The organism is Ruegeria sp. A5 (genome assembly GCF_056543005.1).
On sequence record NZ_JBQGAV010000004.1, the window covers coordinates 60,896 to 83,463 of the forward strand.

Consider the following 22,568-nt stretch of genomic DNA (forward strand, 5'->3'; position numbering starts at 1 on the left):
GGGAGGGATGCCTCAGTAGCCTGCGGCTTCCATTTCTTCGGTGGTGAAGGCCTGCGCTTTGGCGAGTGCTTCGTCCACTGACTGCTGTCCGGCATAAACTGCCGAGAACTCCTGACTTACTTGCGTAGCGATACCGGCAAACTCGGGGATCGCGACGAACTGGATACCCGTGTATGGCGTCGGCTGTGCGCAGCAATTCTGTGGATCGGCCATCAGGATCGACTCTAAGGTCATGTTCGCAAAGGGAACTTCCTTGTAGTTCGGGTTCTCATAGAGCGAGGTTCGCGCACCCGGCGGCACATTGGCCCAGCCTTCATTTTCGGCCACCAACTCAATGTAGTCTTTCGAGGTCGCCCATTCGATGAATTGCTTTGCCGCGTCCTCTTGCTGCGTGCCCGCTGGGATCGCTAGCGCCCAGGCCCACAACCAATTGGCGCGTTTATCTACGCCTTCCGAGTTCGGTGCCAGTGCAAAACCAACCTTGTCTGCCACTGTTGAGTCGTCAGGATTGGTCACGAAGGATGCCGCGACGGTTGCGTCGATCCACATGCCACACTTGCCCTGCTGGAACAACGACAGGTTTTCATTGAACCCATTGGTGGCGAAGCCTGCCGGGCCAGATTCATTCATCATGTCGACGAAGAAAGTGAGCGCTTCTTTCCATTCCGGCTGATCGAACTGGGGCTTCCAATCCTCGTCAAACCAGCGCGCGCCGAAGGAATTGCCTGTCACGGTGATAAAGGCGCCGCCTTCACCCCAACCAGCCTTGCCACGTAGGCAGATACCGTTGATGTCATTGTCCCGATCCGTCATCGCAGCGGCAGCTTCGCGGATGAATTGCCAGGTAGGCGCGTCGGGCATTTCAAGGCCGGCCTGTTCCATCAGGTCAGTGCGGTACATGATCATCGAGCTTTCACCATAGAATGGCGCTGCGTACAGCGTCCCTTCATGGCTTAGGCCCCCCGCCATTGCGGGCAGAATGTCCCCGACATCGTAGTCTTCGGACAAACCATCTAGCGGAACCAACCAGCCATTCGCGCCCCAGATGGGCGTCTCGTACATGCCGATGGTCATGATGTCGAACTGACCGCCCTTGGTCGTGATGTCGGTGGTGACGCGCTGACGCAGCACGTTCTCTTCCAGCGTTACCCATTCGACGTCGATACCGGTCGCTTCGGTGAATTTGTCAGTATAGCCCTGCATCCGGATCATGTCGCCATTATTCACGGTGGCGATCGTGATGGATTGCGCGTGGGCTGCGGCCGTAGCGACGAATGTCAATGCAGTCGCCGCGCGAAGTGCGTGCTTCAGATACATCCCTGTCCTCCCTGAGCTTGGATGTCGTGCAGAGAGCGTAGAGTGTAAATTGTCGCGCCGTCAATAAAAACTTTACGCGCGTTAAAATTATCGAGCTATGCCGAATTCCTTAATACGAGCCGCGCAGGGAAAAGGGTTTCTGTTCGCGCCTCAAATTCTCCCCCGTTTTCAATGAGTTCGAACAGCGTTTCGACACTTCTTCCGGCTACGTTGTCGTAGTCATGCGCAGCTGTGGTCAGAGAAGGGCAGGTGAATTTTGCGAACGGATGATCGTCATTTGAGGCCACGCGCAGCGTGCAATCGTTCTTGCGTCCGACCCGAATCCCCTGTTCGTAACAGGCCGCAAGAAAGCCAATTGCCAGTCGGTCATTGCTGCATAGAACTGAATTCGTCCTCAATTGACGCTCGTCCAGAACTTTCAACGCGCCCCGGTGACCGATTTCTTCAAATGCCCAGCCTATGCCGTCGACTTTGATGATATGAGGCTCGAACCCGAGACGCTCCATCACCTCAACATAGGCTTTTCGACGTTTGTTGGCGTTCGGATTCGCAGGCGTACGCATTTCAAAGAAAGATGGCGGTTCGCCCGTGCGGGTCATGTATTCGACCGTTTGTGACACAAAACTGAAATTGTCCGATCCAACAAAGGCAGCCCCCAAACCATCCAGGTTACTGTCAAATAAGACCGTTGGCACGTTGGCACAGAATTTCTCGATCGCGGATCGGTCCGAGATACGCCCCAAAGGGGCTAGCAAAACCCCGGCGGGTTTCAGGGATTGCAGGCCGTCCAGAATTTCGTTCTCGAGCTTTTGCTCGCCATGTGAGCTGAAGAGAGACGGTCGATAGCCCGCCGCGATGCAGGATTGTTCCAGATACCGTGCGATTTCTGCAAAGAAAGGGTCAGACAAATAGGGTACGACGATGCCGATATTCTTGGTCAGCTTTCGGTTCTGGTTCACCGCATAAATGTTAGGGCGGTAATCAAACCGTTCGAGCGCTTCTTCGATGCGCGCCCTTGTCGTCGGGCGAACACTTTCGGGATCATGGAAATATTTGGATACTGTGGGCCGCGAAATGCCGCTGAGGGCCGCGAACTCTTCCATATTCTTAATCTTGGTCATGCTAGTCTGCCTGCGGATCATAGCCGCCTTGATTTTATCGTATCTTTACATATTCTTTGCGCGCGCTAAAAAATCAATAGCCAGACGGTCTCCGAGTAGTTGAACGGGGCGAGGGGTTTGAGTGTATCTCGGGATCGATATCAGAACTTCGGCTGTCAAGCTTGCCTACGCGGATAGGGACCGGATTCTCGCGACATCTTCGGTGGGGATACAGACATCTTCACCCCAGCCCGGCTGGTCTGAGCAGCACCCGGACCTTTGGTGGAAGGCGACAGTAGACGCTTTGAACCAACTTGTAGGCCGAATTGGATTGTCCGAAATCAAGGCCGTCGGATTGTCCGGTCAAATGCATGGTGCCGTTTTGCTGGACCGCGATCTGCGTCCGATCCGCCCGGCGATCCTTTGGAATGACAGCTGATCAGCACGCGAGTGTGATGAACTGCGTGCGGCCGAACCACAGATTGGACAGATTGCGGGTGTCCTGCCCTTGCCAGGCTTTACCGCACCTAAGATTGCAGGGCTTAGACAACATGAGCCCGAACATTACGGTCGACTTGCCCATATCCTGCTGCCCAAAGACTACATCGGCTTATGCCTGCATGGAGAATTGGCAACCGATACGTCCGATGCGGCCGGAACAATGTGGCTCGATCAGGCGTCGCGCAAATGGAATGCCGCTGTCACCGAAGCCACATTTGTAAAGCCCGACTGGTTACCGCCAGTATTCGACGGTCAAACGGTTGTTGGGAAAGTGACCGCACGTGCTGCGGCAGAGACAGGGCTGAAACCCGGTATTCCCGACGTGGCTGGAGGAGGGGACGCGGCAACAGGGGCGGTGTCATTGGGTGCTACCGAGCCAGGGCGTGGGTTCATCTCACTTGGGACATCCGGTCAGCTATTTGTGGCTAATCGAAGTTATAAGCCTAACCCTGAACGCTATGTTCATGCTTTTGCACACACGCTGCCCGATCGTTGGTATCAAATGGCTGCGATGCTGAACGGGGCAAGGCCCATTTCATGGATTGGGGATCAGTTGGGGCTGACTTCTACCGAAGTTGTCGCGCTTGCTGAAACGGTCAACGGTGATCGCGTTCCGATTTTTCTGCCCTATCTGACGGGTGAACGCAGCCCGCACGGAGACCCAAGTATTCGGGCCAGTTTCTTTGGACTGGAGGATTCAACAACACGTACTGACATCTGCCGCTCTGTAGTTGAGGCAATTGCGTTTAGCTTTGCCGATGCAGCGCTCAGTTTTGGTGACACAATTGACGACCTGCCCGAATTGGCCGCCATAGGAGGAGGCAGCCGATCAGAATTGTAGCTGGTTTGATCGCAACGGTGATTGGAAAACCCATTGTACGATCCGAAGGTGCGGATTCCGGTCCGTCATATGGCGCAGCCCGGCTCGTGGCGTGCGGTGTCAATGCGTTGACCCTATCCGATCTTGGCGATCAGCCTCCAACAACGGACAGGTTTGAGCCCGTCCACATAGCTGGACTGTACGAGCGATTGGCGAGGTTTCGTAGGTTTTACAATGCAGCGAGCGCGGCTGGATAGCTATCTTCTTAGTTTGCTAAGTACCTGCGTCGCCTCTTTCCCTACGGTGGGTGATGCAAGTAATAACTGTCAAGGAAGTTCAAACCCATTTGATCGACACAATTACAAGTTCAAATGCTAAAACGCGAGGGATTCATTAAGCACGTTATCGGTAAAGCCGCATTAAATGGAGTTGCCTCAGCTTGCATCGACTCTGATTCGGTCGATGAATTTCTCAAGTAGCACGATCGCAAAGCAAAACCTGTATCTCTTCTTTTGAAGAGTGTGCGCCCCATATAAAGGCCGCTGATATCTCAACGCGGTCCTCGCGGGAGGTAATCAATTGGCTTCTTTCTGGGGAACTTGAAGAAGCCGAGATTTCGATAGGAACACTTGGGTGTTATGCGGTTCACCTCGGTCCAACATAGATAATCAGGAAGCTTCCAGACTCGAACACCCAATTGAGACGCGAAGAACCGGCGCAAGTACTGAGGTTTAGTCCTATTGCGATGAAGCGGTTGAGCGAAGGAACTTATGAACGACGATCGTATAGTCCTGAAGCCGGTACCAGTAAGCTCGGCAAGCCCAAGAGCTATTCCAACGATGAGGTCGATCAGTCTCATTAACGTATGCGACGTTGGGAGAATGGATCAGGGATTCAGGGCTATGTCATATTTAGTATCTGAAACGATTCCGCGGAAAAACATCAGACAAGTCGGGGATCCAGAGAAGATCATTATACATCTTTTCAAATGAAGGGTCGCATTAGCAGCCTTAAAAAGCTGATAGATTGCCGAAACGAGGTTGGGTTTTGTGAGGCTTCTTGTGTCCGCAGGTTGGATAGTTGCAACATTTTGCTGGTCAAAATTGCAAAGTACTTCGCGTACAACGGCTCATTTGGGCTGAAAACAACGGTTATTGGTAGAGTAGATTGTCTCGAGTTGCACACGGATGCTGGTTTTTATACCGACAGTCATAAGCTGGTCATCTTCGCGGCCTTCGGATCGAAGCGAACACAACACTGTGCGCCAGACGTTCAACAACATTCGACGAAAAGTATCAATATGAGGCTGTTCTTTAGCAACATTTTCGTGATTGCTACATTTCGGTCTCTTTTCCGCCCATTTTTTCGTTGATACACAAGCACAGTTACTTGTGGGATGAGTAAAAGTGCGGGCGGACAGATGAGAACCGGTTGTAACGGTCGGATAGCAATATTTTGGACACAGACGGAAGTTGACGGGCTTGAGGCGGCGCCTTTGGCCCACTTGCGCGTTGGTAGCTCTTGGTCCTGGAGGGGGCGAGGGGTCCAACTCGCCGCAAGTGCTGACCAAGTTGCGCTGCACGCAGGCTCCACCGGTCTGGGATCTATTTTGGCGGCCAGAGCCAGTTTCACCAACCCCGGCGAGATCAACGAATGTGCCAAGATCGAGTTGTCAAACGGGGCTCAGACTTTTGTTGCCGAGCTGGTGCGTGAGGTGAACGAAGCGTCACTGGTGCTTGTGTTTGAGGATGGATACCCTGAGCCTGATCAAGACTTCTGGGTCAGTTCGGCAGCTTCGCATATTGAACCTGTTGAGATTGACAGCGGTTATGACGACAAGGTTGTCGTGTTCCCGGCGGCTCGTGCAAATGCAAGTTCAGTGCCGGTAAGTCTATCAAATACTGCCGGTTGGGCCGCTGAATAACGGATACTTCTCAGAAAGATTCCAACTCTAAGCAGAAATCCTACCCTTTGCTTGCTCTGGCGTGTTGACTCTGGCCGAAGCAGGGATATAAGCGCGGCTTCATTGGTGTTGGTGGCCCCCGCGAGGGGATGCCTGTCATGGGGGAAACCTCAAGAGGACAACGCCCTTCATAGTGGCCCATCGGGGCCTCGATCTAAAGAAGGAGATCAGCCGTGACCAAACGCACGTCTGCCAAGTACAAAATCGACCGCCGGATGGGCGAAAACATCTGGGGTCGTCCGAAATCCCCGGTTAACCGTCGTGAATACGGCCCCGGCCAGCACGGCCAGCGCCGCAAGGGCAAACTGTCTGACTTCGGTCTGCAGCTGCGTGCCAAGCAGAAGCTGAAAGGCTACTACGGCGACCTGACCGAGAAGCAGTTCCGCCGCATCTATGCAGAAGCTGAGCGTGTCAAAGGCGACACCGGTGAAAACCTGATCGGTCTGCTGGAGCGCCGTCTGGACGCAGTTGTTTACCGCGCCAAGTTTGTTCCGACCGTGTTCGCCGCACGTCAGTTCGTGAACCACGGCCACGTTAAAGTGAACGGCAAGCGGGTCAACATCCCGTCCTACCGCGTCAAAGAAGGCGACGTTATCGAAGTGCGTGACAAGTCCAAGCAGTTGGCCGTTGTCCTGGAAGCTGTCGGCTTGGCCGAGCGTGATGTGCCTGACTACATCGACGCCGACCACTCGAAAATGACCGCGACTTTCGTGCGTGCACCGGGCCTGAGCGATGTGCCTTACCCGGTTATGATGGAACCGAACCTGGTCGTCGAATTCTACGCGAAGAACTAATCTTCGCCGACCTGTTGAGTTTAAGGGCCGCGCTTTCAGCGCGGTCTTTTTTGTTTTGATGGGGCTCTGCCCCAGTCGCTGCGCGACTCCCCCGAGATATATTTGGCCAGATGAAGAGGCGGATCAGATAGGAAGCGGGCGACTTTCGGCAATGGCCTCCATTGCGAAATAGGAGGTGACGCTGTCCAGTTCGATCTTATCGATGAGGCGTTGATAGACTTTGTCGTAAGAGGCCATATCTTCTGTAACGACCTTGAGTTGATAGTCATAGTCGCCGCCAATGCGATGGAAATCGACCACTTCAGGAATGGTCAGGACATGACTGCGAAAGGCCTGCAACCATTGGGCAGAGTGGTGGCGCGTGCGCAGCATGACGAAAACCACCAGATTCAGCCCAAGCTTTTCACGCGCGATGCGCGCCGTAGAACCTTGCAGGACACCTGTGTCGTTCAAGGCCTTTATTCTTCGCCAGCAGGCATTTTGGGACAGGCCGACCCTATCTGCCAATTCTCGCTGGGAAAGTGTTGCGTCTTTTTGCAGTTCCTTCAGAAGACGCGTGTCAATTTGATCTAATTTTTTCTCCATATAATCTCATATGACACAAAACTCGGACATATAAAGCATAAAATTGTGAGGTTTCCACAGGATGGATCAATCATATTGGAGTTAGCAATATGGAGCCTGTGTAATGACCTTGTCCAACTTTCGCGCAGAAATTCAATCTGCTGCTCACGGAAATACTCTGCGTGATGGGCTGATCGGTGAGGGGGTACTCATCCCGGGTCTGCATGGGGACGTGCCGCTTGTGTATGCGGACTACGTTGCCTCGGGTCGCGCGTTGCGACAGGTCGAAAATTTCGTGGCTGAGCATGTGTTGCCGTTCTATGCCAACAGCCACACCGAAGCCTCCTATTGCGGTTCCTATATAACCCGTTTGCGCCGCGAGGCGCGGGCCGAGATTGCCCGCATAGTTGGCGCCAAGGAAGAGGACGCGGTGATCTTTACCGGGTCTGGCGCTACAGCGGGTCTCAACCGGCTGGTTAGTCTGCTGGGAGTGCAAGAGGCTAATCAGCCGGTCGTTTTGATCGGTCCGTATGAGCATCATTCGAACATTCTGCCGTGGCGTGAAAGCAAGGCGCGGGTGATCGAGATTTCAGAAGCCGTTGACGGCGGTCCCGATATGCGGGCGCTAAAGGCCGTGCTGATCGAACACGCAGATTCCGATCTTGTGATTGGGTCATTCTCAGCGGCGTCAAACGTCACCGGCATCATCACCGACCCTGATCCAGTGACGCGGATGCTGAAAGAGCATGGTGCGCTTGCGGTATGGGACTATGCGGGTGGTGGACCTTATTTGCCAATGGACATGGGGCCGGAAGATGCGCGGAAGGACGCGATCGTTGTCTCTCCGCATAAGTTTCCGGGTGGGCCGGGGGCGTCGGGTGTTCTGGTCGTTAACCAATGCGTTGTGAAGCGGACGTGTCCGAGTTGGCCCGGAGGTGGGACTGTCAGCTTTGTCTCGCCTTGGCGGCACGACTACAGCGCCGATCTCGCGACACGGGAAGAGGCGGGTACACCAAATGTGATCGGAGACATTCGTGCGGCCCTGGCCTTCATTGTCAAGGATGCGGTCGGAACGGATGAAATCGCACAGCGTGAGGCGCAGTGTAACCGCATGGCGTTGGATGGGTGGTCCGACAACCCACATCTGACATTGCTAGGTGCCGAGAATGCACACCGCCTGCCGATATTCTCGTTCCTCGTGTGTGATCGGAATGGGCAGCCGGTGCATCAGCAGCTGTTTACCCGGATGCTCAGCGATATCTACGGCATCCAGGCACGTGGCGGCTGTGCCTGTGCCGGACCCTATGCGCATCGTTTGCTGGGCATTGATCGGGCAACGTCGGAAGAATTGCATGCGGCCCTGTCGGAGGGTGAGGAAATGAAGAAACCGGGTTGGGTGCGGTTGAATTTCTCTTACCTCATGAGCGAAGAGACCGTTCAGTTCATTATCGACAGCGTTAACGAGCTGTCGCGCCGGACCGAGGAGTTCGTCCCATTCTACAATGCCGATCCGGCGACGGCGCGCTTCAAAGCGGCGTAAGATAATTGCCGCTTTTCTCAACCCGTTGAGAAAGGTATGAGGGGCCAAGCTAGTGGAGCCCCTCATGAACCAGATCACACCTCAACCCGGCATAATGGACATCGCGCTGTATCAGGGCGGACAGTCGCATGTTGACGGTGTTGCGGATGTCATCAAGCTGAGTTCCAACGAAAACCCATTTGGGCCAAGTCCCAAGGCGATCGAAGCGGTGCGCGAAAGTGCCGTTTCGCTGCATCGTTATCCCAGCACCGATCATGCCAGCCTGCGCGCCGCAATTTCTGAACGGCACGGACTGGATGCCAATCGGGTCATCTGCGGTGTCGGCAGTGATGAAGTGTTGCAGTTCGTAGCGCAGGCCTATGCTGGTCCGGGTGATGAGGTGATATATACCGAGCATGGATTCTCCATGTATCCGATCATCGCGCGAATGGCTGGCGCGACCCCGGTCATGGTGCCCGAGAGAGATCGCCGTGTAGACGTAGATAGCATCCTTGCTGCGGTCACTGGGCAGACACGGATTGTCTTTGTGACCAATCCGGGAAATCCTACTTCAACCATGATCTCTGACGCCGAATTGCAGAGGTTGGCGGATGCATTGCCAGCCGATTGCCTGATGGTGCTGGATGGTGCGTATGCCGAATTTGTCGATGGTTTCGATGGAGGCGCAGGGCTGGTGGACCGGTTTAGCAATGTCATCATGACCCGGACTTTTTCGAAAGTGTACGGTCTAGGTGGGATGCGCGTTGGCTGGGGCTATGCGGCGAAAGAGATTATTGATGTGCTGAACCGCGTTCGTCAGCCGTTCAACCTGTCGCTGACGGCTCTTGCGGCGGCCGAGGCCGCCGTGCGGGATGAGGAATATCTGCGGTTCTGCCTATCTGAAAATTCACGCCTCCGGATTTGGTTGTCTGATGAACTGGCGAAGGTTGGCGTCGCATCTGATGTGTCATGCACGAATTTCATCCTCGCCCGCTTTGCTGACAGGGCCGAGGCGGAAGCCTGCGATGACTATTTGAAAACGCAGGGTTTGATCGTGCGGCGGGTCACGGGCTACAACCTGCCAAACGCGCTGCGGATCACCGTAGGTGACGAAATCGCCTGCGGCCGCGTGGTTGCAGCGATTACTGCGTTCAAAGGGGGCGCTGCATGAGCCAGATTTACGACCGTGTTGCGCTGATCGGGTTGGGCCTGATTGCATCGTCCATGTTCTGGGCGATCAAACGGGCTGGGCTTGCGGGGGAAGTGACGGGCTATGCGCGATCCGAGGCAACCCGCGAGACGGCCCGCCGGATCGGCCTTTGTGACCGGGTTTGCGAGACCGCGCAAGAGGCGGTCGAGGGTGCTGATCTGGTGGTTCTGTGTGTTCCGGTTGGCGCAATGGGACCGGTAGCGCAGCAGATTGCGCCGGTTCTAAAACCCGGTACCACCGTGTCCGACGTAGGGTCGGTAAAGCGTCACGTGATTGACGCAGTCTCACCACACATACCTGATGGCGTTCATTTCATTCCGGCGCACCCACTGGCTGGGACCGAGCATTCCGGGCCTGAATCGGGATTCGCCGAACTGTTCGACAACCGTTGGAGCCTGTTGGTGCCGGTCGAAGATTCCGACCCGGATGCGATCGCTCGCCTGCGGGCTTTGTGGGAGGGTCTGGGATCGAATGTCGATGAGATGGACGCCGCGCATCATGATTTGGTGCTGGCGGTCACCTCGCACGCACCTCACCTGATTGCCTATACGATGGTGGGAGTTGCGGATGATCTCCGGCGGGTTACAGACACCGAAGTCATCAAGTATTCGGCAGCTGGTTTCCGCGACTTCACCCGCATCGCGGCTTCGGACCCGACGATGTGGCGTGATGTGTTTCTGACCAACAAAGACGCAACGCTGGAGATTCTGGGCCGGTTCACGGAAGAGCTCTTTGCGCTTCAGCGGGCCATCCGCACAGGTGACGGAGAGCAATTGTTCGATTACTTTACGCGCACAAGGGCGATCCGCCGCGGCATCATTGATGCGGGCCAGGATACGGATGCGCCAGATTTCGGGCGGGGAAAAACATCGACATGAGAAAGATCGGTTGCAGCCATTTGATTTTCTGCGTTGCTTTGGCAGCAACGACTGCAAATGCGGCGGCGCCTGAAACTTCTATTGTGCCGTTGACGCGCCCGGAGACCACCCATGCGATGGTGGCAATCGTCACCCCCAACATCCGGCCGGTGCTACGGCCCGCTTCGCCGCAGGTAACAGCCGCTGCAGCCCGTCCCGCTGAATTACCATTGCTCGGGCCCGAGAATTCGATCCGTCCGTTTGTGCGCCCGGAAGCGCTGGAACAGCGCGTCTTCCTTAAGAAACGCAAGCTGCGCAAGGGTTCGGTCTGTGGCGATATCGACATTCAGGGCAAGGCGGTTGGACGTGTGAAGGGCAAGATCAAAGCCTGCGGGATCAAGGATGCGGTGCAGATCACTTCGGTTTCAGGGGTTAGGCTGAGCCGCCCGGCGACGATGGATTGCGGTACGGCGCAGGCGCTCAACAAATGGGTCGATAAAACCGTCAAGCCCACGTTCAAACGCCGCGGTCCGGTGATCGAGCTGCAGGTTGCCGCGCATTATGCCTGTCGCACGCGGAACAACCGCAAAGGGGCGCGGATATCAGAGCACGGTAAAGGGCGTGCCATCGATATTTCGGGCTTCAAGATGGCCGATGGCGAGGTGGTGACAGTTCTGAATGGCTGGCGCAAAAACCCGTCCAAGAAGCAGCTGACCAAGGTCTGGCGCGGCGCGTGCGGGCCGTTTGGAACGGTTCTCGGACCAAACTCAGATCGCTATCATCGGGATCATTTCCACCTGGATACCGCGCGCTATCGCAGCGGTACCTATTGCCGTTAACGCAGAACCAGCCGCGGGGCGGGGCCAAGGGGCAATGGGCCCAAAGCAACGAATCCGTCTCGGAAATTCAGTTGTAGATCCAGCGCATCTGGGTTGCCCCCCAATCCGGCCATGAACCCCAATGCGCGGGTTACCGGATCGACGGCTTGATCTGGCAGTGCACCTGCGGCGTTTGCCATCGCGATCATATCGCGCCAGTTTTCCGCCTTCATCGCGATTTCACCTGTCGGGATGCCCTGTTCGTCAACTTCCAGTTCTCCGGTGGCGAATAGACGCAGCTCACCCCATTTCATTTCTGCCAAACGCAAATCAATCGCAATGGGTTGGGGGCGGCGCTGCTCAAGTGCGGTGCGGTCCCAGGGTTTGTCGAAAGTGACAAACATATCCATTTCCAGCGTTTCGAACGATTGCGGCAAGGTCGAAGCCGAACGCATCAGGCGGCGAAGATCGTCGCCGGGGGTGAATCCGTCGATCTTAGCCGCGATCCCGTAGCTTTCGGGCGCTCCGGATTGCTCCATCACAAGGCTCAGCGTCTGGCCCCCGGCTTGCGGATCGCCTTCGGTGGTCAGCAGCCAGCGCTTTGAGGTCAGCGCCATTTTCTCAAGCACCAGCGCGACGCCGGGTTGAAGATGCAATTCGGCCTGTAGCTCTTCGGCCTGAACGGTCGTGGTCTGGTCGAAATAGGACAGGCGCTGCGGCGAGCTGGCAAATCGCAGCATCTGGCGACCGGGCCAAATTGCCGGGCTTTGGAATTCGATCCAGTCCGCGCTCCATGCTGTTCCGTTAACCGGATCGGCCAAGGCGGGATTGTTCAGGCGCGTGATGTGCTGAAACGGATATCCGGCCGTCGTGACATCCGAGAAATCGGCCTGCCAGCCCAATTCCTGTTGCCGGTCAAACCAACCGGTCAGGGCGTTTCGCAGCCCATAACCGGCGACAAACCAGTAGGCGCTCCACGCGAGGGCGACAAATACAAAAACGCGTATCAGACGGCGCATGATGAATGGCCCTTTTTCCTGCCTCGGATTTGATGTTTATAGGGCCAAACAGGCAAGGACCAGTGCAATGACGATGTGGGTATTCGGATATGGATCGCTGCTGTGGAATCCGGGTTTCCCGGTAGCCCGCAGTGAACGTGCCACTTTGCATGGCTATGCCCGGTCTTTCTGTATGCGTTCGATCCACCATCGCGGCACCGAGGAAGATCCAGGCCTGGTGCTGGCGCTAGACGAGCAGCCCGACGCGCTCTGCACTGGTTTGGCACTGTCTGTCGAGGCGGGCCACGAAGAGCGCACGTTGGCGGAACTGCGTGAGCGCGAGCTGATCTCATCAGCCTATCTGGAACGCATGTTGGACGTGCATCTGGATTGCGGGCAGATCGTGAACGCGGTGACTTACGTCATCGACGCTCATCACGTTCAATATTGCGGCGGGCTGCCTCTAGAAGAGCAGGCCCAGATCATCGCCCACGCGGTTGGCGGGCGCGGTCCAAATACCGAATATCTCTACAATACTGCCTCGCACTTGACTGAGATTGGACTGCATGATCCTGATCTTGAGTGGTTGTCGCAACGGGTACGGACAATCAGTGCATAAACTCTTGGCGTCACGGGGCGAACTTCGATAGGTTCAGCCCAGAGCAGACAATACCAGGAGCCACGCGCATGGCGCAGGCACAACAGGGCGTGAGACCACATTTCTCACAACCGATCCGTCAGATTTTGATGATGCTGATCGCAATAGGGCTGTCAGGACTTGGCGTGTTCATGGCGTTGCCTTATGTGCTGCCTGTTATTCAGGCCAATCTGTATCTTAACGGGTTCATTCTGCTGGTCTTTGTCATCGGTGTTGCGGCCTGTTTTCTGCAGGTCACACAGCTGATCGGTTCGGTTCGCTGGATCGAAGCCTTTGCCGGAGGGGTCGAGCGTGACGATGTACGCCCACCGCAGTTGCTTGCTCCGCTGGCCTCGCTGCTAAGGGAACGCGGCGCGCGGTCGCAGATCAGTTCCAGTTCCACCCGATCGATCCTCGATTCCGTCGCCGAACGGGTCGAGGAAGAGCGTGAGATCACCCGCTACATCACCAACGTGCTAATCTACCTAGGCCTTCTGGGAACATTTTTTGGCCTGGCCACCACCGTTCCTGCCATCGTTGATACGATCCGCAGCCTGAACCCGCAGGAAGGTGAAGAAGGTCTGGCCGTCTTTAACCGTCTGATGACAGGATTGGAGTCGCAGCTGCAGGGTATGGGCGTTGCTTTTGGGTCGTCATTGCTGGGTCTGGCCGGTTCATTGATCGTCGGCCTGCTGGAACTGTTCGCGGGCCATGGCCAGAACCGGTTCTATCGCGAGTTGGAAGAATGGTTGTCCTCGATCACCCGCGTTGGCTTTGCTGCGGGCGATGAGGGCGGTGCGGAACTGGCCGTGCTGACCCCGGTTCTGGACGCCATGTCCGAGCAGATGGATGCACTGCAGGATATGTTCTCGGCGCAAGAGGTTGATCGCACGAACGTCTCGACCAAACTGGGACATTTGGTCGATGTCATCGGGGAAATGAACCAGCGGCAGGCCCAAACCGAAGGTGTGACGGCTGCGCTTGAGCGTGTGGCGCTGGGGCAGGACGCATTGCTTGATCACATGCGCGAACATGGCGCGGGTGAGGGGATCGATGCGGAAAGCCGCATGCGCCTGCGGTCGATGGATGTACAGTTGCTGCGTATCCTCGAAGAGATTTCCGCGGGTCGCCAGGACAGCATGAACGAGCTGCGCAAGGATTTTGAGCTACTGGTCAAAGCATTGACCTTGCCACGGGGCGCCGTACGTACGCCGCCAGAAGGAGAGTAACCCATGGCGCTGTCCCGCCGCACAGGTCAACGATTCTCGGGCTCGGTCTGGCCCGGCTTCGTGGATGCGATGACGGGATTGTTGATGGTGCTGACCTTTGTGCTGACCATCTTCATGGTCGTGCAATTTGTGCTGCGCGAAACCATCTCGGGGCAAGAGGATGAACTGACGGCCCTATCCGACGAAATCGCCGCGCTTGCCGGGGCGCTGGGTCTGGAAGAGCGGGAGAACAACCGCCTTCAAGCGCGCCTTGGAAACTTGAACGCCACTCTGAATCAGGTCGAAGATGATCTGGCGCAGGCACAAACCCGAATAACCGATTTTGAAGCCCAGGTTGCTGCTTTGCTGGCCGATCAGGCACGCGCGCAGGGCGATATTGCTGCGCTGGAAACGCAACGAGATGAGTTGCTGAATGAACAAGATGCCCTGAATCTTGCACTTACCCAAAGCCGACAGGAAATCGACGCTCAGGCCGAAGCCGCCCGCCTTGCTGCGGCTCGACGTGAAGCACTTGAAGCTTTGGTGGCCGAGCTTGAAACCAATGAAGATGCACAGGCAGCTCAAATTTCCGAGTTGGAGCAGCAACTGACCGAGGAAGAGGCCGCCCGCCTGGCCGAAGCCGCCGCTGCCGAGGCGCTGCGTGATCGTCTGCAAAATGCAGATGCCGAACTGACAGCGATGACCTTGGCGCTGGAGGCGCAGCGAAAGGAAGCCGAGGATACCCTGACTTTGCTTGCTGCGGCACAGGCTGCCAAGGCAGAGCTTGAGCGTCAGTTCGGTGAGATCAATGCCGAAGAACTGAGGGCACAATTGCAAGCCGCATTGGATGCCCAAACCCAGGCGCGGGCAAATGCAGACGAACAAAGATCGCTGGCCGAAGAGCGCGCGGCGCTGCTGGCGCTCGCTCGGGATGCGCTTGCGTCGGAACAGGAAATCTCGACCGAAGCGCAACGTCAGACTGCGCTGCTGAATCAGCAGATGGCCGCCTTGCGTAGCCAGTTGGGATCGCTGCAAGCTCTGTTGGACGATTACGAAGACCGCAACGCAGCCGCTGAGATCCAGATACAGACGCTGGGCCAGGATCTGAACGCCGCTCTGGCGCGTGCGGCCTCGGAAGAGCGTCGTCGCCGACTGCTGGAAGAGGCTGAACGCATCCGGCTGGAGGCCGAGGCCGAGAAATTGGCGGGCCAAAATCAGGAACTTGCGGCGCAGGCTGAGGATTTGCAGCGCTATCGCTCGGAATTCTTCGGACGGCTGCGCGATGTGCTGGGTGATCAGGATGGTGTGCGCATCGAAGGTGACCGCTTCGTGTTCTCGTCGGAGGTGCTGTTTGCCACCGGGTCCGCAAACCTGTCTGCGGAAGGCCGTCAGGAGGTTGCCAAAGTTGCCAATATCCTGCGAAGCGTTGCCGCCGAAATACCCGAGGGTTTGAACTGGGTCATTCGTGTCGATGGGCATACCGACAATGTGCCATTTGCAGGCGGCGGACGATATCGCGACAACTGGGAGCTCAGCCAGGGCCGAGCACTTTCTGTGGTGCGCTATATGGTTGATGCACTGGGCATTCCACCTGATCGGTTGGCGGCAAACGGGTTCGGAGAATTCCAGCCTGTTAATCCCGCCGACACACCCGAAGCGCGCGCCCAGAATCGTCGGATCGAGTTGAAGCTGACAGAGCGGTAAGGCTGGTACGAACCACCTCGGATTACCTGGCAAACATGAAAAACGCCCACCGAGGAGGCGGGCGTTTTTCGTTATAGAAGCCGTGGGTTAGTCCGCTGTTAAAAGCGGGGGCTTGTCGCCCGGAATGCGGGGCTGATCGGGGCCTAGGATTTCCAGGTTCAGCTCGCCCTTCTTCATCGAGACGCGGACCACCCCGCCTTTGGCCAATTTGCCGAAAAGCAGTTCCTCAGCCAGAGGTTTCTTGATGTGTTCCTGAATGACACGACCCAAAGGACGCGCACCCATCTTGTCATCATAGCCCTTGTCGGCCAACCATTCGGCAGCGCGGGGCGTCAGATCGATGGTCACGCCACGATCCAGCAATTGCGCTTCAAGTTGCAGGACAAACTTCTCAACGACCTGCAAAATGACCTCTTTCGGTAGTGGTGCAAATGAGATCACAGCGTCCAGGCGGTTGCGGAACTCCGGCGTGAACATACGTTCGATCGCTGCGGTATCCTCACCTTCGCGCCGGTCGCGGCCAAAGCCGATGGCGGCTTTCGCCTGCTCCTGCGCACCTGCGTTCGATGTCATGATCAGGACCACGTTGCGGAAATTCACCGTCCGGCCATTGTGGTCGGTCAATTCGCCGTGATCCATCACCTGCAACAGGATATTGAATACGTCCGGGTGCGCTTTTTCGATCTCATCAAGCAACAAGACGCAATGTGGGTGCTGGTCGACACCGTCGGTCAGCAAACCACCCTGATCAAACCCGACATAACCCGGAGGCGCACCGATCAGACGGCTGACCGCGTGCTTCTCCATGTATTCCGACATGTCGAAACGCAGCAGTTCAACACCAAGCGTGTCAGCCAACTGTTTCGCCACCTCTGTTTTGCCAACACCGGTGGGGCCAGCGAACAGATAGTTGCCGATGGGTTTTTCGGGCTCACGTAGACCGGCGCGCGCCAGTTTGATCGCACTGGATAGCGCTTCGATCGCTTCATCTTGACCAAACACCACGCGTTTCAGCGAGGTTTCGAGATCTTTGAGAACCTCGGCATCATCCTTGGTGACGTTCTTGGGTGGGATACGCGCAATCTTGGCAACCACCGCCTCGATCTCTTTGACGCCGATGGTCTTGCGACGTTTGCTTTCGGCCAGCAGGTGCTGCGCTGCCCCGGCCTCATCGATCACGTCGATGGCCTTGTCGGGCAGTTTGCGGTCGTTGATATAGCGCGCCGACAATTCGACAGCTGTCTTGATCGCGTCGGCAGTATATTTGATCGAGTGATGCTCTTCGAAATACGGTTTCAGACCGCGCAGAATTTTGACACTGTCCTCGACCGACGGCTCGTTCACGTCGATTTTCTGGAATCGGCGGCTCAGCGCGCGGTCTTTTTCGAAATGCTGACGGAACTCTTTATACGTGGTCGAGCCCATGGTGCGCAGTTTGCCACCCTGAAGCGCTGGCTTCAGCAGGTTCGACGCATCCATCGCACCGCCCGAGGTTGCACCCGCTCCGATCACAGTGTGAATCTCGTCGATGAAGAGAACCGCATCAGGGTGCTCTTCCAATTCGGTCACAACCGCTTTCAGACGCTCTTCGAAATCGCCGCGATAGCGAGTTCCTGCAAGCAGGGCGCCCATATCAAGCGAGTAGATGGTGGTTTCCGACAACACGTCCGGGGCCTCGCCTGCAACGATCTTATGCGCCAGACCTTCGGCGATGGCGGTTTTGCCGACACCGGGGTCACCTACCAGCAGCGGGTTGTTCTTGCGTCGGCGACACAGCACCTGAATACAGCGTTCAACCTCGTCCGAGCGTCCGATCAGCGGATCTACATCACCGGCGCGTGATTTGGCGTTCAGATCAACGCAATATTTGCCAAGCGCGCTTTCTTTCTGCTCGGCGTCACCAGAGGTCGTCTGAGCCTCTTCTTCGGCTTCATCAGCACCCGTAACAGGACGATTCTCTCCATAGGCCGGGTCTTTGGCCACACCATGTGCGATGAAGTTTACCGCGTCATAACGGGTCATGTCCTGCTCTTGCAGGAAATAGGCTGCGTTGCTTTCACGTTCGGCGAAGATGGCCACCAGTACATTGGCCCCGGTCACCTCTGTGCGGCCAGAGCTTTGAACGTGGATCGCGGCGCGCTGAATGACACGCTGGAAGGCTGCAGTCGGTACTGCTTCTGACCCGTCGATATCAGTGACGAGGTTTGACAGATCTTCGTCGATGAATTCGACCAAGGTGCTGCGTAACTCGTCTAGATCGACGCTGCACGCTTTCATGACGCGCACCGCATCGGGTTCTTCCAACAGCGCCAGCAGCAGATGCTCTAGCGTTGCGAATTCATGTCGCCGTTCATTCGCCGCCGCAAGGGCCGCGTGGATGGCTTGTTCAAGTGTGCTCGAGAATGAAGGCACGCGGGTGCTCCTCTGTATTGGGCCGGAAGGGGGCGGGCTGCAGGCCGGATCCCCATCCCAACCATGTCCTCATACTATTAGAGTTTGGTTGATCCCGCCCCGGCTTCAAGGGTTTTCTTTCACTTGACAGTCACATTTGTTGTGACCGTGGCCGTGATTGGGGCTTGAAATGGGTTAAAAGCTGTCTTTTTGGGCTCGAATTTCGGCGAATACGGACACGGGATCAGAGTTTTCCATGCCCAGATGGGCCTGAATCGCCGGATCAGTGGCCCTTAGAAACGGATTTGTCGCCTTTTCCAGGCCTAAAAGCGAAGGCACAGTAGGTTCTCCGGCAGCGCGGGCGCGATTAATATCGGCCACGCGGTCAAGCAAGGCTGGGTTGTCGGGATCGATGGTCAGGGCGAACTTGGCGTTTGCCTGTGTGTATTCGTGGCCTGAGCACACGATTGTTTCATCGGGCAGGGCCGCCAACTTGCTGAGAGAGGCCCACATTTGCGCAGGCGTGCCCTCGAACAATCGCCCACATCCCAGCGCCATCAGGCTGTCAGCGGTGAATACAACGCCAGTTTGGGGCATGTAGAATGCAATGTGCCCAATTGTGTGCCCGGACACATCAAGAACCTCGACCGGCTCACCGCCGATATAAAATGTGTCACCTTCAACCACCGCCTGATCGAGTTTTGGCAACCGATGCTCATCTGCTTTTGCGCCGATCACACGCGCGGGCTGTTTCGCCAGAATGTCGCCCAGCCCGTCCACATGATCCCAATGATGATGGGTCAGCAACACATGGCTTAGCTGCCAGCCGCGCGAATCCAGTTCAGCCAGAATCGGAGCTGCCTCTGGCGCATCGATCAAGGCAGTCTCACCGCTGGCCGGATCATGGGCGAGAAAGGCGTAATTATCGCTGAGGCAAGGAATGGTGACGATCTCAAGAGGCATGGCCTTTTGCCCTTTCATTGCTAGACTGCGCCCAGCTAAGCCGATTGACCGGGTGTCCGCAATGCATCTTGATGTGCAGGATCTGAGGAATTTCTACTATCGCAGCACCCTGGGGCGCGCGGCCCAGGCAGCGATCCGTGGTCGGTTGGTGGATCTTTGGCCCGAAGCCAAGGGGCAAACTGTGGTCGGATTTGGTTTTGCCGTACCTTTATTGCGGCCTTACCTCAAAGATGCGCGCCGTGTGATTGGTCTTATGCCTGGTCCGCAGGGTGTAATGCCATGGCCTGCGGGGATGCCCAATGTTTCCGTTCTGACCGAAGAGACGATGTGGCCAATCGAAACTGGCCATGTGGATAAACTCGTGGTGATGCATGGTTTGGAAACTTCAAACCGACCCAGCCAATTGCTGGAAGAATGCTGGCGCGTTCTGGGGCCCGGAGGGCGTGTGCTATTTGTCGTACCGAACCGGGCCGGGCTTTGGTCGCGCTCAGACCGGACGCCGTTTGGCTTTGGGCAGCCCTATTCAACTACCCAATTGGAAAACCAATTGCGCGCGCACCACTTCGTCCCTGAAAACCATTGCTCGGCGCTTTACCTGCCGCCTTCGTTCCGTCGGTTCTGGCTAAAATCAGGTAGCCTGATCGAGAAGACTGGACAACGCATCCCAACCGTCATGGCCGGAGGCGTGCTTATGGTTGAGGCCAGTAAACTCATTCGCCCGCCTAGCGGGAGCGTTACCAAAGACACAGCGAAGCGCCCGATCAAAGCGTTGGATGGTTTGTTAAAGCCTGCGTGACAGTCCGGCGCATTTTGAACGGAAAAAATGCGGGAAAAAGGTCACAGGAATCGCAAAAACCTGCATATTCGTAACATTTTTCAACTGCCTCAATCGGTCCAAAGGGTCGCAGTTGGGTTAAGTGTATGAAAAATAATAATTTGTGGATAAAACTGTTACCGCTATAGCGTATTGCTTGGTTGGAACACCTCTGCTACATCCCCGGTGATTTTGATCCCCGCCCTAAATGGACGGGGTTTCCTCACGCCCCAAGGTAGCGGCCGCTACTCAAAATCGGGGCCTCAAATATCGGAAGGGTGGACGTGTCCGAACCAGCTTCGATTTCCACTGGCATCGCCGAGCGCTATGCCACCGCGATCTTCGAGATCGCCAAAGAGAATAATGACCTTGCAGGTCTGGAAACCGGAATCAACGATCTGGCAGCAGCATTGGGTGACAGCGCTGAATTGCGCGACCTGATCGCATCGCCTTTGGTTTCGCGCGCCGAACAGGAAAGCGCAATCACCGCTGTTGCGGACAAGATGGGCCTGCATGCCATCCTGCGCAATACGCTGGGTCTGATGGCGCAGAAACGTCGTCTGTTCGTTGTACCGCAACTGGTGCAGGTTCTGCGCGACATGCTGGCTGACGAGCGTGGCGAGGTGACCGCCGATGTCGCCTCGGCCAAGGCGCTGACCAAGACCCAAATGGATAAACTGTCCAAGACGCTGTCCGAGCGTGTGGGCAAGACCGTGACAATCAATGCGACCGTTGATGAAAGCCTCATCGGCGGTCTTGTCGTTAAAGTGGGCTCGAAAATGATCGATAGCTCGATCCGTTCGAAGCTGAACTCCCTACAGAATGCAATGAAAGAGGTCGGATAAATGGGAATCCAAGCTGCAGAGATTTCTGCAATCCTGAAGGACCAGATCAAGAATTTTGGTCAGGAAGCCGAAGTGGCCGAGATCGGCCGCGTGCTGAGCGTCGGTGACGGGATTGCCCGTGTATACGGCCTGGACAATGTGCAAGCCGGTGAGATGGTCGAATTCCCCGGCGGCATCATGGGTATGGCGCTGAACCTGGAAAGCGACAACGTCGGTGTTGTTATCTTCGGTTCCGACCGTGACATCAAAGAAGGTGACACTGTTAAGCGCACCAACTCGATCGTGGACGTTCCGATCGGTGACGAGCTGCTGGGCCGCGTTGTTGACGGTCTGGGCAACCCGCTGGACGGCAAAGGCCCGATCAACGCGACCAAGCGTGGCGTTGCAGACGTTAAAGCGCCGGGCATCATTCCGCGTAAATCGGTTCACGAGCCGATGGCAACCGGCCTGAAATCGGTTGACGCAATGATCCCAATCGGCCGTGGCCAGCGTGAGCTGATCATTGGTGACCGTCAGACCGGTAAAACCGCCGTTGCTCTGGACGCGATCCTGAACCAGAAAGTTTACAACGACGCAGCAGGCGACGACGAGTCGAAGAAGCTGTACTGCGTGTACGTTGCGATCGGTCAAAAGCGTTCGACCGTTGCTCAGCTGGTGAAGAAACTGGAAGAGTCCGGCGCGATCGACTACTCAATCGTTGTGGCGGCAACCGCGTCCGACCCGGCACCGATGCAGTTCCTTGCACCTTACGCCGCAACCGCGATGGCCGAATACTTCCGTGACAACGGCCGCCACGCGCTGATCATCTATGATGACCTGTCGAAGCAGGCTGTGTCCTATCGTCAGATGTCGCTGCTGCTGCGCCGTCCGCCCGGACGTGAAGCCTATCCTGGCGACGTTTTCTACCTCCACTCGCGTCTGTTGGAACGTTCGGCAAAGCTGAACGAAGACTTCGGTGCGGGCTCGCTGACCGCTCTGCCGGTTATCGAAACTCAAGGTGGTGACGTTTCGGCGTTTATTCCGACCAACGTGATCTCGATCACCGACGGCCAGATCTTCCTGGAAACCGAACTGTTCTATCAGGGTATCCGCCCCGCCGTGAACACCGGTCTGTCGGTTTCGCGTGTGGGCTCCTCGGCTCAGACCAACTCGATGAAGTCGGTTGCCGGTCCAGTTAAGTTGGAACTGGCTCAGTACCGCGAAATGGCTGCCTTTGCGCAGTTTGGTTCTGACCTCGACGCCGCGACCCAGCAGCTGCTGAACCGTGGTGCGCGTCTGACCGAGCTGATGAAACAGCCGCAGTACTCGCCGCTGACCAACGCTGAAATCGTCTGCGTAATCTTCGCCGGTACCAATGGTTACCTCGATAAGATCGACGTGTCCGATGTTGGTCGTTACGAAGCTGGCCTGCTGGCGCACCTGCGTGGCAAGCACGCGGATCTGCTTCAGTGGATCACGGACGAAGATCCCAAGATCAAGGGTGACGCTTCCGACAAGATCAAGGCTGCGCTGGACGAATACGCCGCAACCTTCGCTTAAGGGAGA

The 22,568-nt window shown here is 56.5% G+C and carries 19 protein-coding genes and 1 pseudogene; 14 read left to right on the forward strand and 6 right to left on the reverse strand.

What is annotated here, in order from left to right:
- Nucleotides 1-12: 12 nt before the first annotated feature.
- Together ACR0AY_RS10535 and ACR0AY_RS10540 are read right to left on the reverse strand one after the other, a co-directional pair.
- Nucleotides 13-1,317, reverse strand: coding sequence for an ABC transporter substrate-binding protein (locus ACR0AY_RS10535; RefSeq protein WP_170392705.1), 1,305 nt, complete (start codon nt 1,315-1,317; stop codon nt 13-15).
- A 95-nt stretch (nt 1,318-1,412) separates the two neighbouring features.
- Complete coding sequence (locus ACR0AY_RS10540; protein WP_170392704.1) at nt 1,413-2,438, reverse strand: LacI family DNA-binding transcriptional regulator; 1,026 nt, start codon at nt 2,436-2,438, stop codon at nt 1,413-1,415.
- A 121-nt stretch (nt 2,439-2,559) separates the two neighbouring features.
- Here ACR0AY_RS10540 and ACR0AY_RS10545 point away from each other — a divergent pair.
- The 4 genes and pseudogenes from ACR0AY_RS10545 to rpsD all read left to right on the forward strand — a co-directional run.
- Nucleotides 2,560-3,264: pseudogene (locus ACR0AY_RS10545) on the forward strand (FGGY family carbohydrate kinase); the annotation flags it as partial.
- 9 nt (nt 3,265-3,273) lie between these two features.
- Nucleotides 3,274-3,759 (forward strand): FGGY-family carbohydrate kinase, encoded by a 486-nt coding sequence (locus tag ACR0AY_RS10550; RefSeq protein ID WP_480454202.1) that lies wholly within the window; start codon nt 3,274-3,276, stop codon nt 3,757-3,759.
- Nucleotides 3,760-5,347: 1,588 nt separating this feature from the next.
- Nucleotides 5,348-5,662: a hypothetical protein gene (locus tag ACR0AY_RS10555; protein WP_480454129.1), complete on the forward strand. Its 315-nt coding sequence runs from the start codon at nt 5,348-5,350 to the stop codon at nt 5,660-5,662.
- 212 nt (nt 5,663-5,874) lie between these two features.
- Nucleotides 5,875-6,495 carry a 30S ribosomal protein S4 gene (gene rpsD, locus ACR0AY_RS10560; RefSeq protein WP_170392466.1) on the forward strand — a complete coding sequence of 207 codons (621 nt, stop codon included), beginning with the start codon at nt 5,875-5,877 and terminating at the stop codon, nt 6,493-6,495.
- A gap of 123 nt (nt 6,496-6,618) precedes the next feature.
- Here the strand turns inward: rpsD and ACR0AY_RS10565 are convergent, their stop codons facing one another.
- Nucleotides 6,619-7,080 (reverse strand): Lrp/AsnC family transcriptional regulator, encoded by a 462-nt coding sequence (locus ACR0AY_RS10565; protein ID WP_170401903.1) that lies wholly within the window; start codon nt 7,078-7,080, stop codon nt 6,619-6,621.
- Between the two features lie 103 nt (nt 7,081-7,183).
- On the opposite strand from ACR0AY_RS10565, the gene ACR0AY_RS10570 reads away from it, so the two are divergent.
- From ACR0AY_RS10570 to ACR0AY_RS10585, 4 genes are all read left to right on the forward strand, one after another.
- A complete protein-coding gene (locus ACR0AY_RS10570; RefSeq protein WP_170512541.1) occupies nt 7,184-8,599 on the forward strand; it encodes an aminotransferase class V-fold PLP-dependent enzyme in 1,416 nt (471 codons plus the stop codon).
- A gap of 64 nt (nt 8,600-8,663) precedes the next feature.
- On the forward strand, nt 8,664-9,749 hold the full coding sequence (gene hisC, locus ACR0AY_RS10575) for a histidinol-phosphate transaminase (RefSeq protein WP_480454132.1): 1,086 nt from the start codon (nt 8,664-8,666) through the stop codon (nt 9,747-9,749).
- Nucleotides 9,746-10,666 (forward strand): prephenate/arogenate dehydrogenase family protein, encoded by a 921-nt coding sequence (locus tag ACR0AY_RS10580; RefSeq protein WP_170512537.1) that lies wholly within the window; start codon nt 9,746-9,748, stop codon nt 10,664-10,666. Before hisC ends, ACR0AY_RS10580 begins: the two co-directional genes overlap by 4 nt.
- A complete protein-coding gene (locus ACR0AY_RS10585; RefSeq protein ID WP_480454134.1) occupies nt 10,663-11,484 on the forward strand; it encodes an extensin-like domain-containing protein in 822 nt (273 codons plus the stop codon). Before ACR0AY_RS10580 ends, ACR0AY_RS10585 begins: the two co-directional genes overlap by 4 nt.
- Here the strand turns inward: ACR0AY_RS10585 and ACR0AY_RS10590 are convergent.
- Entirely contained in the window at nt 11,481-12,482 is a 1,002-nt protein-coding gene (locus tag ACR0AY_RS10590) for a DUF2125 domain-containing protein (protein ID WP_480454136.1), read from the reverse strand. The genes ACR0AY_RS10585 and ACR0AY_RS10590 overlap by 4 nt on opposite strands.
- Before the next feature lie 67 nt (nt 12,483-12,549).
- Between ACR0AY_RS10590 and ACR0AY_RS10595 the strand changes: the two genes are divergently transcribed.
- The 3 genes from ACR0AY_RS10595 to ACR0AY_RS10605 all read left to right on the forward strand — a co-directional run bounded on the left by ACR0AY_RS10595 (nt 12,550) and on the right by ACR0AY_RS10605 (nt 16,010).
- On the forward strand, nt 12,550-13,080 hold the full coding sequence (locus ACR0AY_RS10595) for a gamma-glutamylcyclotransferase (protein ID WP_170512532.1): 531 nt from the start codon (nt 12,550-12,552) through the stop codon (nt 13,078-13,080).
- A 68-nt stretch (nt 13,081-13,148) separates the two neighbouring features.
- Nucleotides 13,149-14,327 carry a biopolymer transporter ExbB gene (locus ACR0AY_RS10600; protein WP_170512531.1) on the forward strand — a complete coding sequence of 393 codons (1,179 nt, stop codon included), beginning with the start codon at nt 13,149-13,151 and terminating at the stop codon, nt 14,325-14,327.
- A 3-nt stretch (nt 14,328-14,330) separates the two neighbouring features.
- Nucleotides 14,331-16,010, forward strand: coding sequence for a peptidoglycan -binding protein (locus tag ACR0AY_RS10605; RefSeq protein ID WP_170512529.1), 1,680 nt, complete (start codon nt 14,331-14,333; stop codon nt 16,008-16,010).
- A gap of 87 nt (nt 16,011-16,097) precedes the next feature.
- Here ACR0AY_RS10605 and clpA read toward each other — a convergent pair whose 3' ends face one another.
- Nucleotides 16,098-18,422 (reverse strand): ATP-dependent Clp protease ATP-binding subunit ClpA, encoded by a 2,325-nt coding sequence (gene clpA, locus ACR0AY_RS10610; protein WP_170401887.1) that lies wholly within the window; start codon nt 18,420-18,422, stop codon nt 16,098-16,100.
- Nucleotides 18,423-18,596: 174 nt separating this feature from the next.
- Nucleotides 18,597-19,364: a hydroxyacylglutathione hydrolase gene (gene gloB, locus ACR0AY_RS10615; RefSeq protein ID WP_170512527.1), complete on the reverse strand. Its 768-nt coding sequence runs from the start codon at nt 19,362-19,364 to the stop codon at nt 18,597-18,599.
- A 61-nt stretch (nt 19,365-19,425) separates the two neighbouring features.
- On the opposite strand from gloB, the gene ACR0AY_RS10620 reads away from it, so the two are divergent.
- From ACR0AY_RS10620 to atpA, 3 genes are all read left to right on the forward strand, one after another.
- A complete protein-coding gene (locus ACR0AY_RS10620; protein ID WP_170401881.1) occupies nt 19,426-20,160 on the forward strand; it encodes a methyltransferase domain-containing protein in 735 nt (244 codons plus the stop codon).
- 302 nt (nt 20,161-20,462) lie between these two features.
- The gene (locus tag ACR0AY_RS10625; protein ID WP_170392445.1) at nt 20,463-21,023 is read left to right on the forward strand and encodes a F0F1 ATP synthase subunit delta; all 561 of its coding nucleotides are present in this window, start codon (nt 20,463-20,465) and stop codon (nt 21,021-21,023) included.
- Nucleotides 21,024-22,562, forward strand: coding sequence for a F0F1 ATP synthase subunit alpha (atpA, locus tag ACR0AY_RS10630; RefSeq protein ID WP_170392443.1), 1,539 nt, complete (start codon nt 21,024-21,026; stop codon nt 22,560-22,562). It abuts the gene before it with no gap.
- Nucleotides 22,563-22,568: the final 6 nt, after the last annotated feature.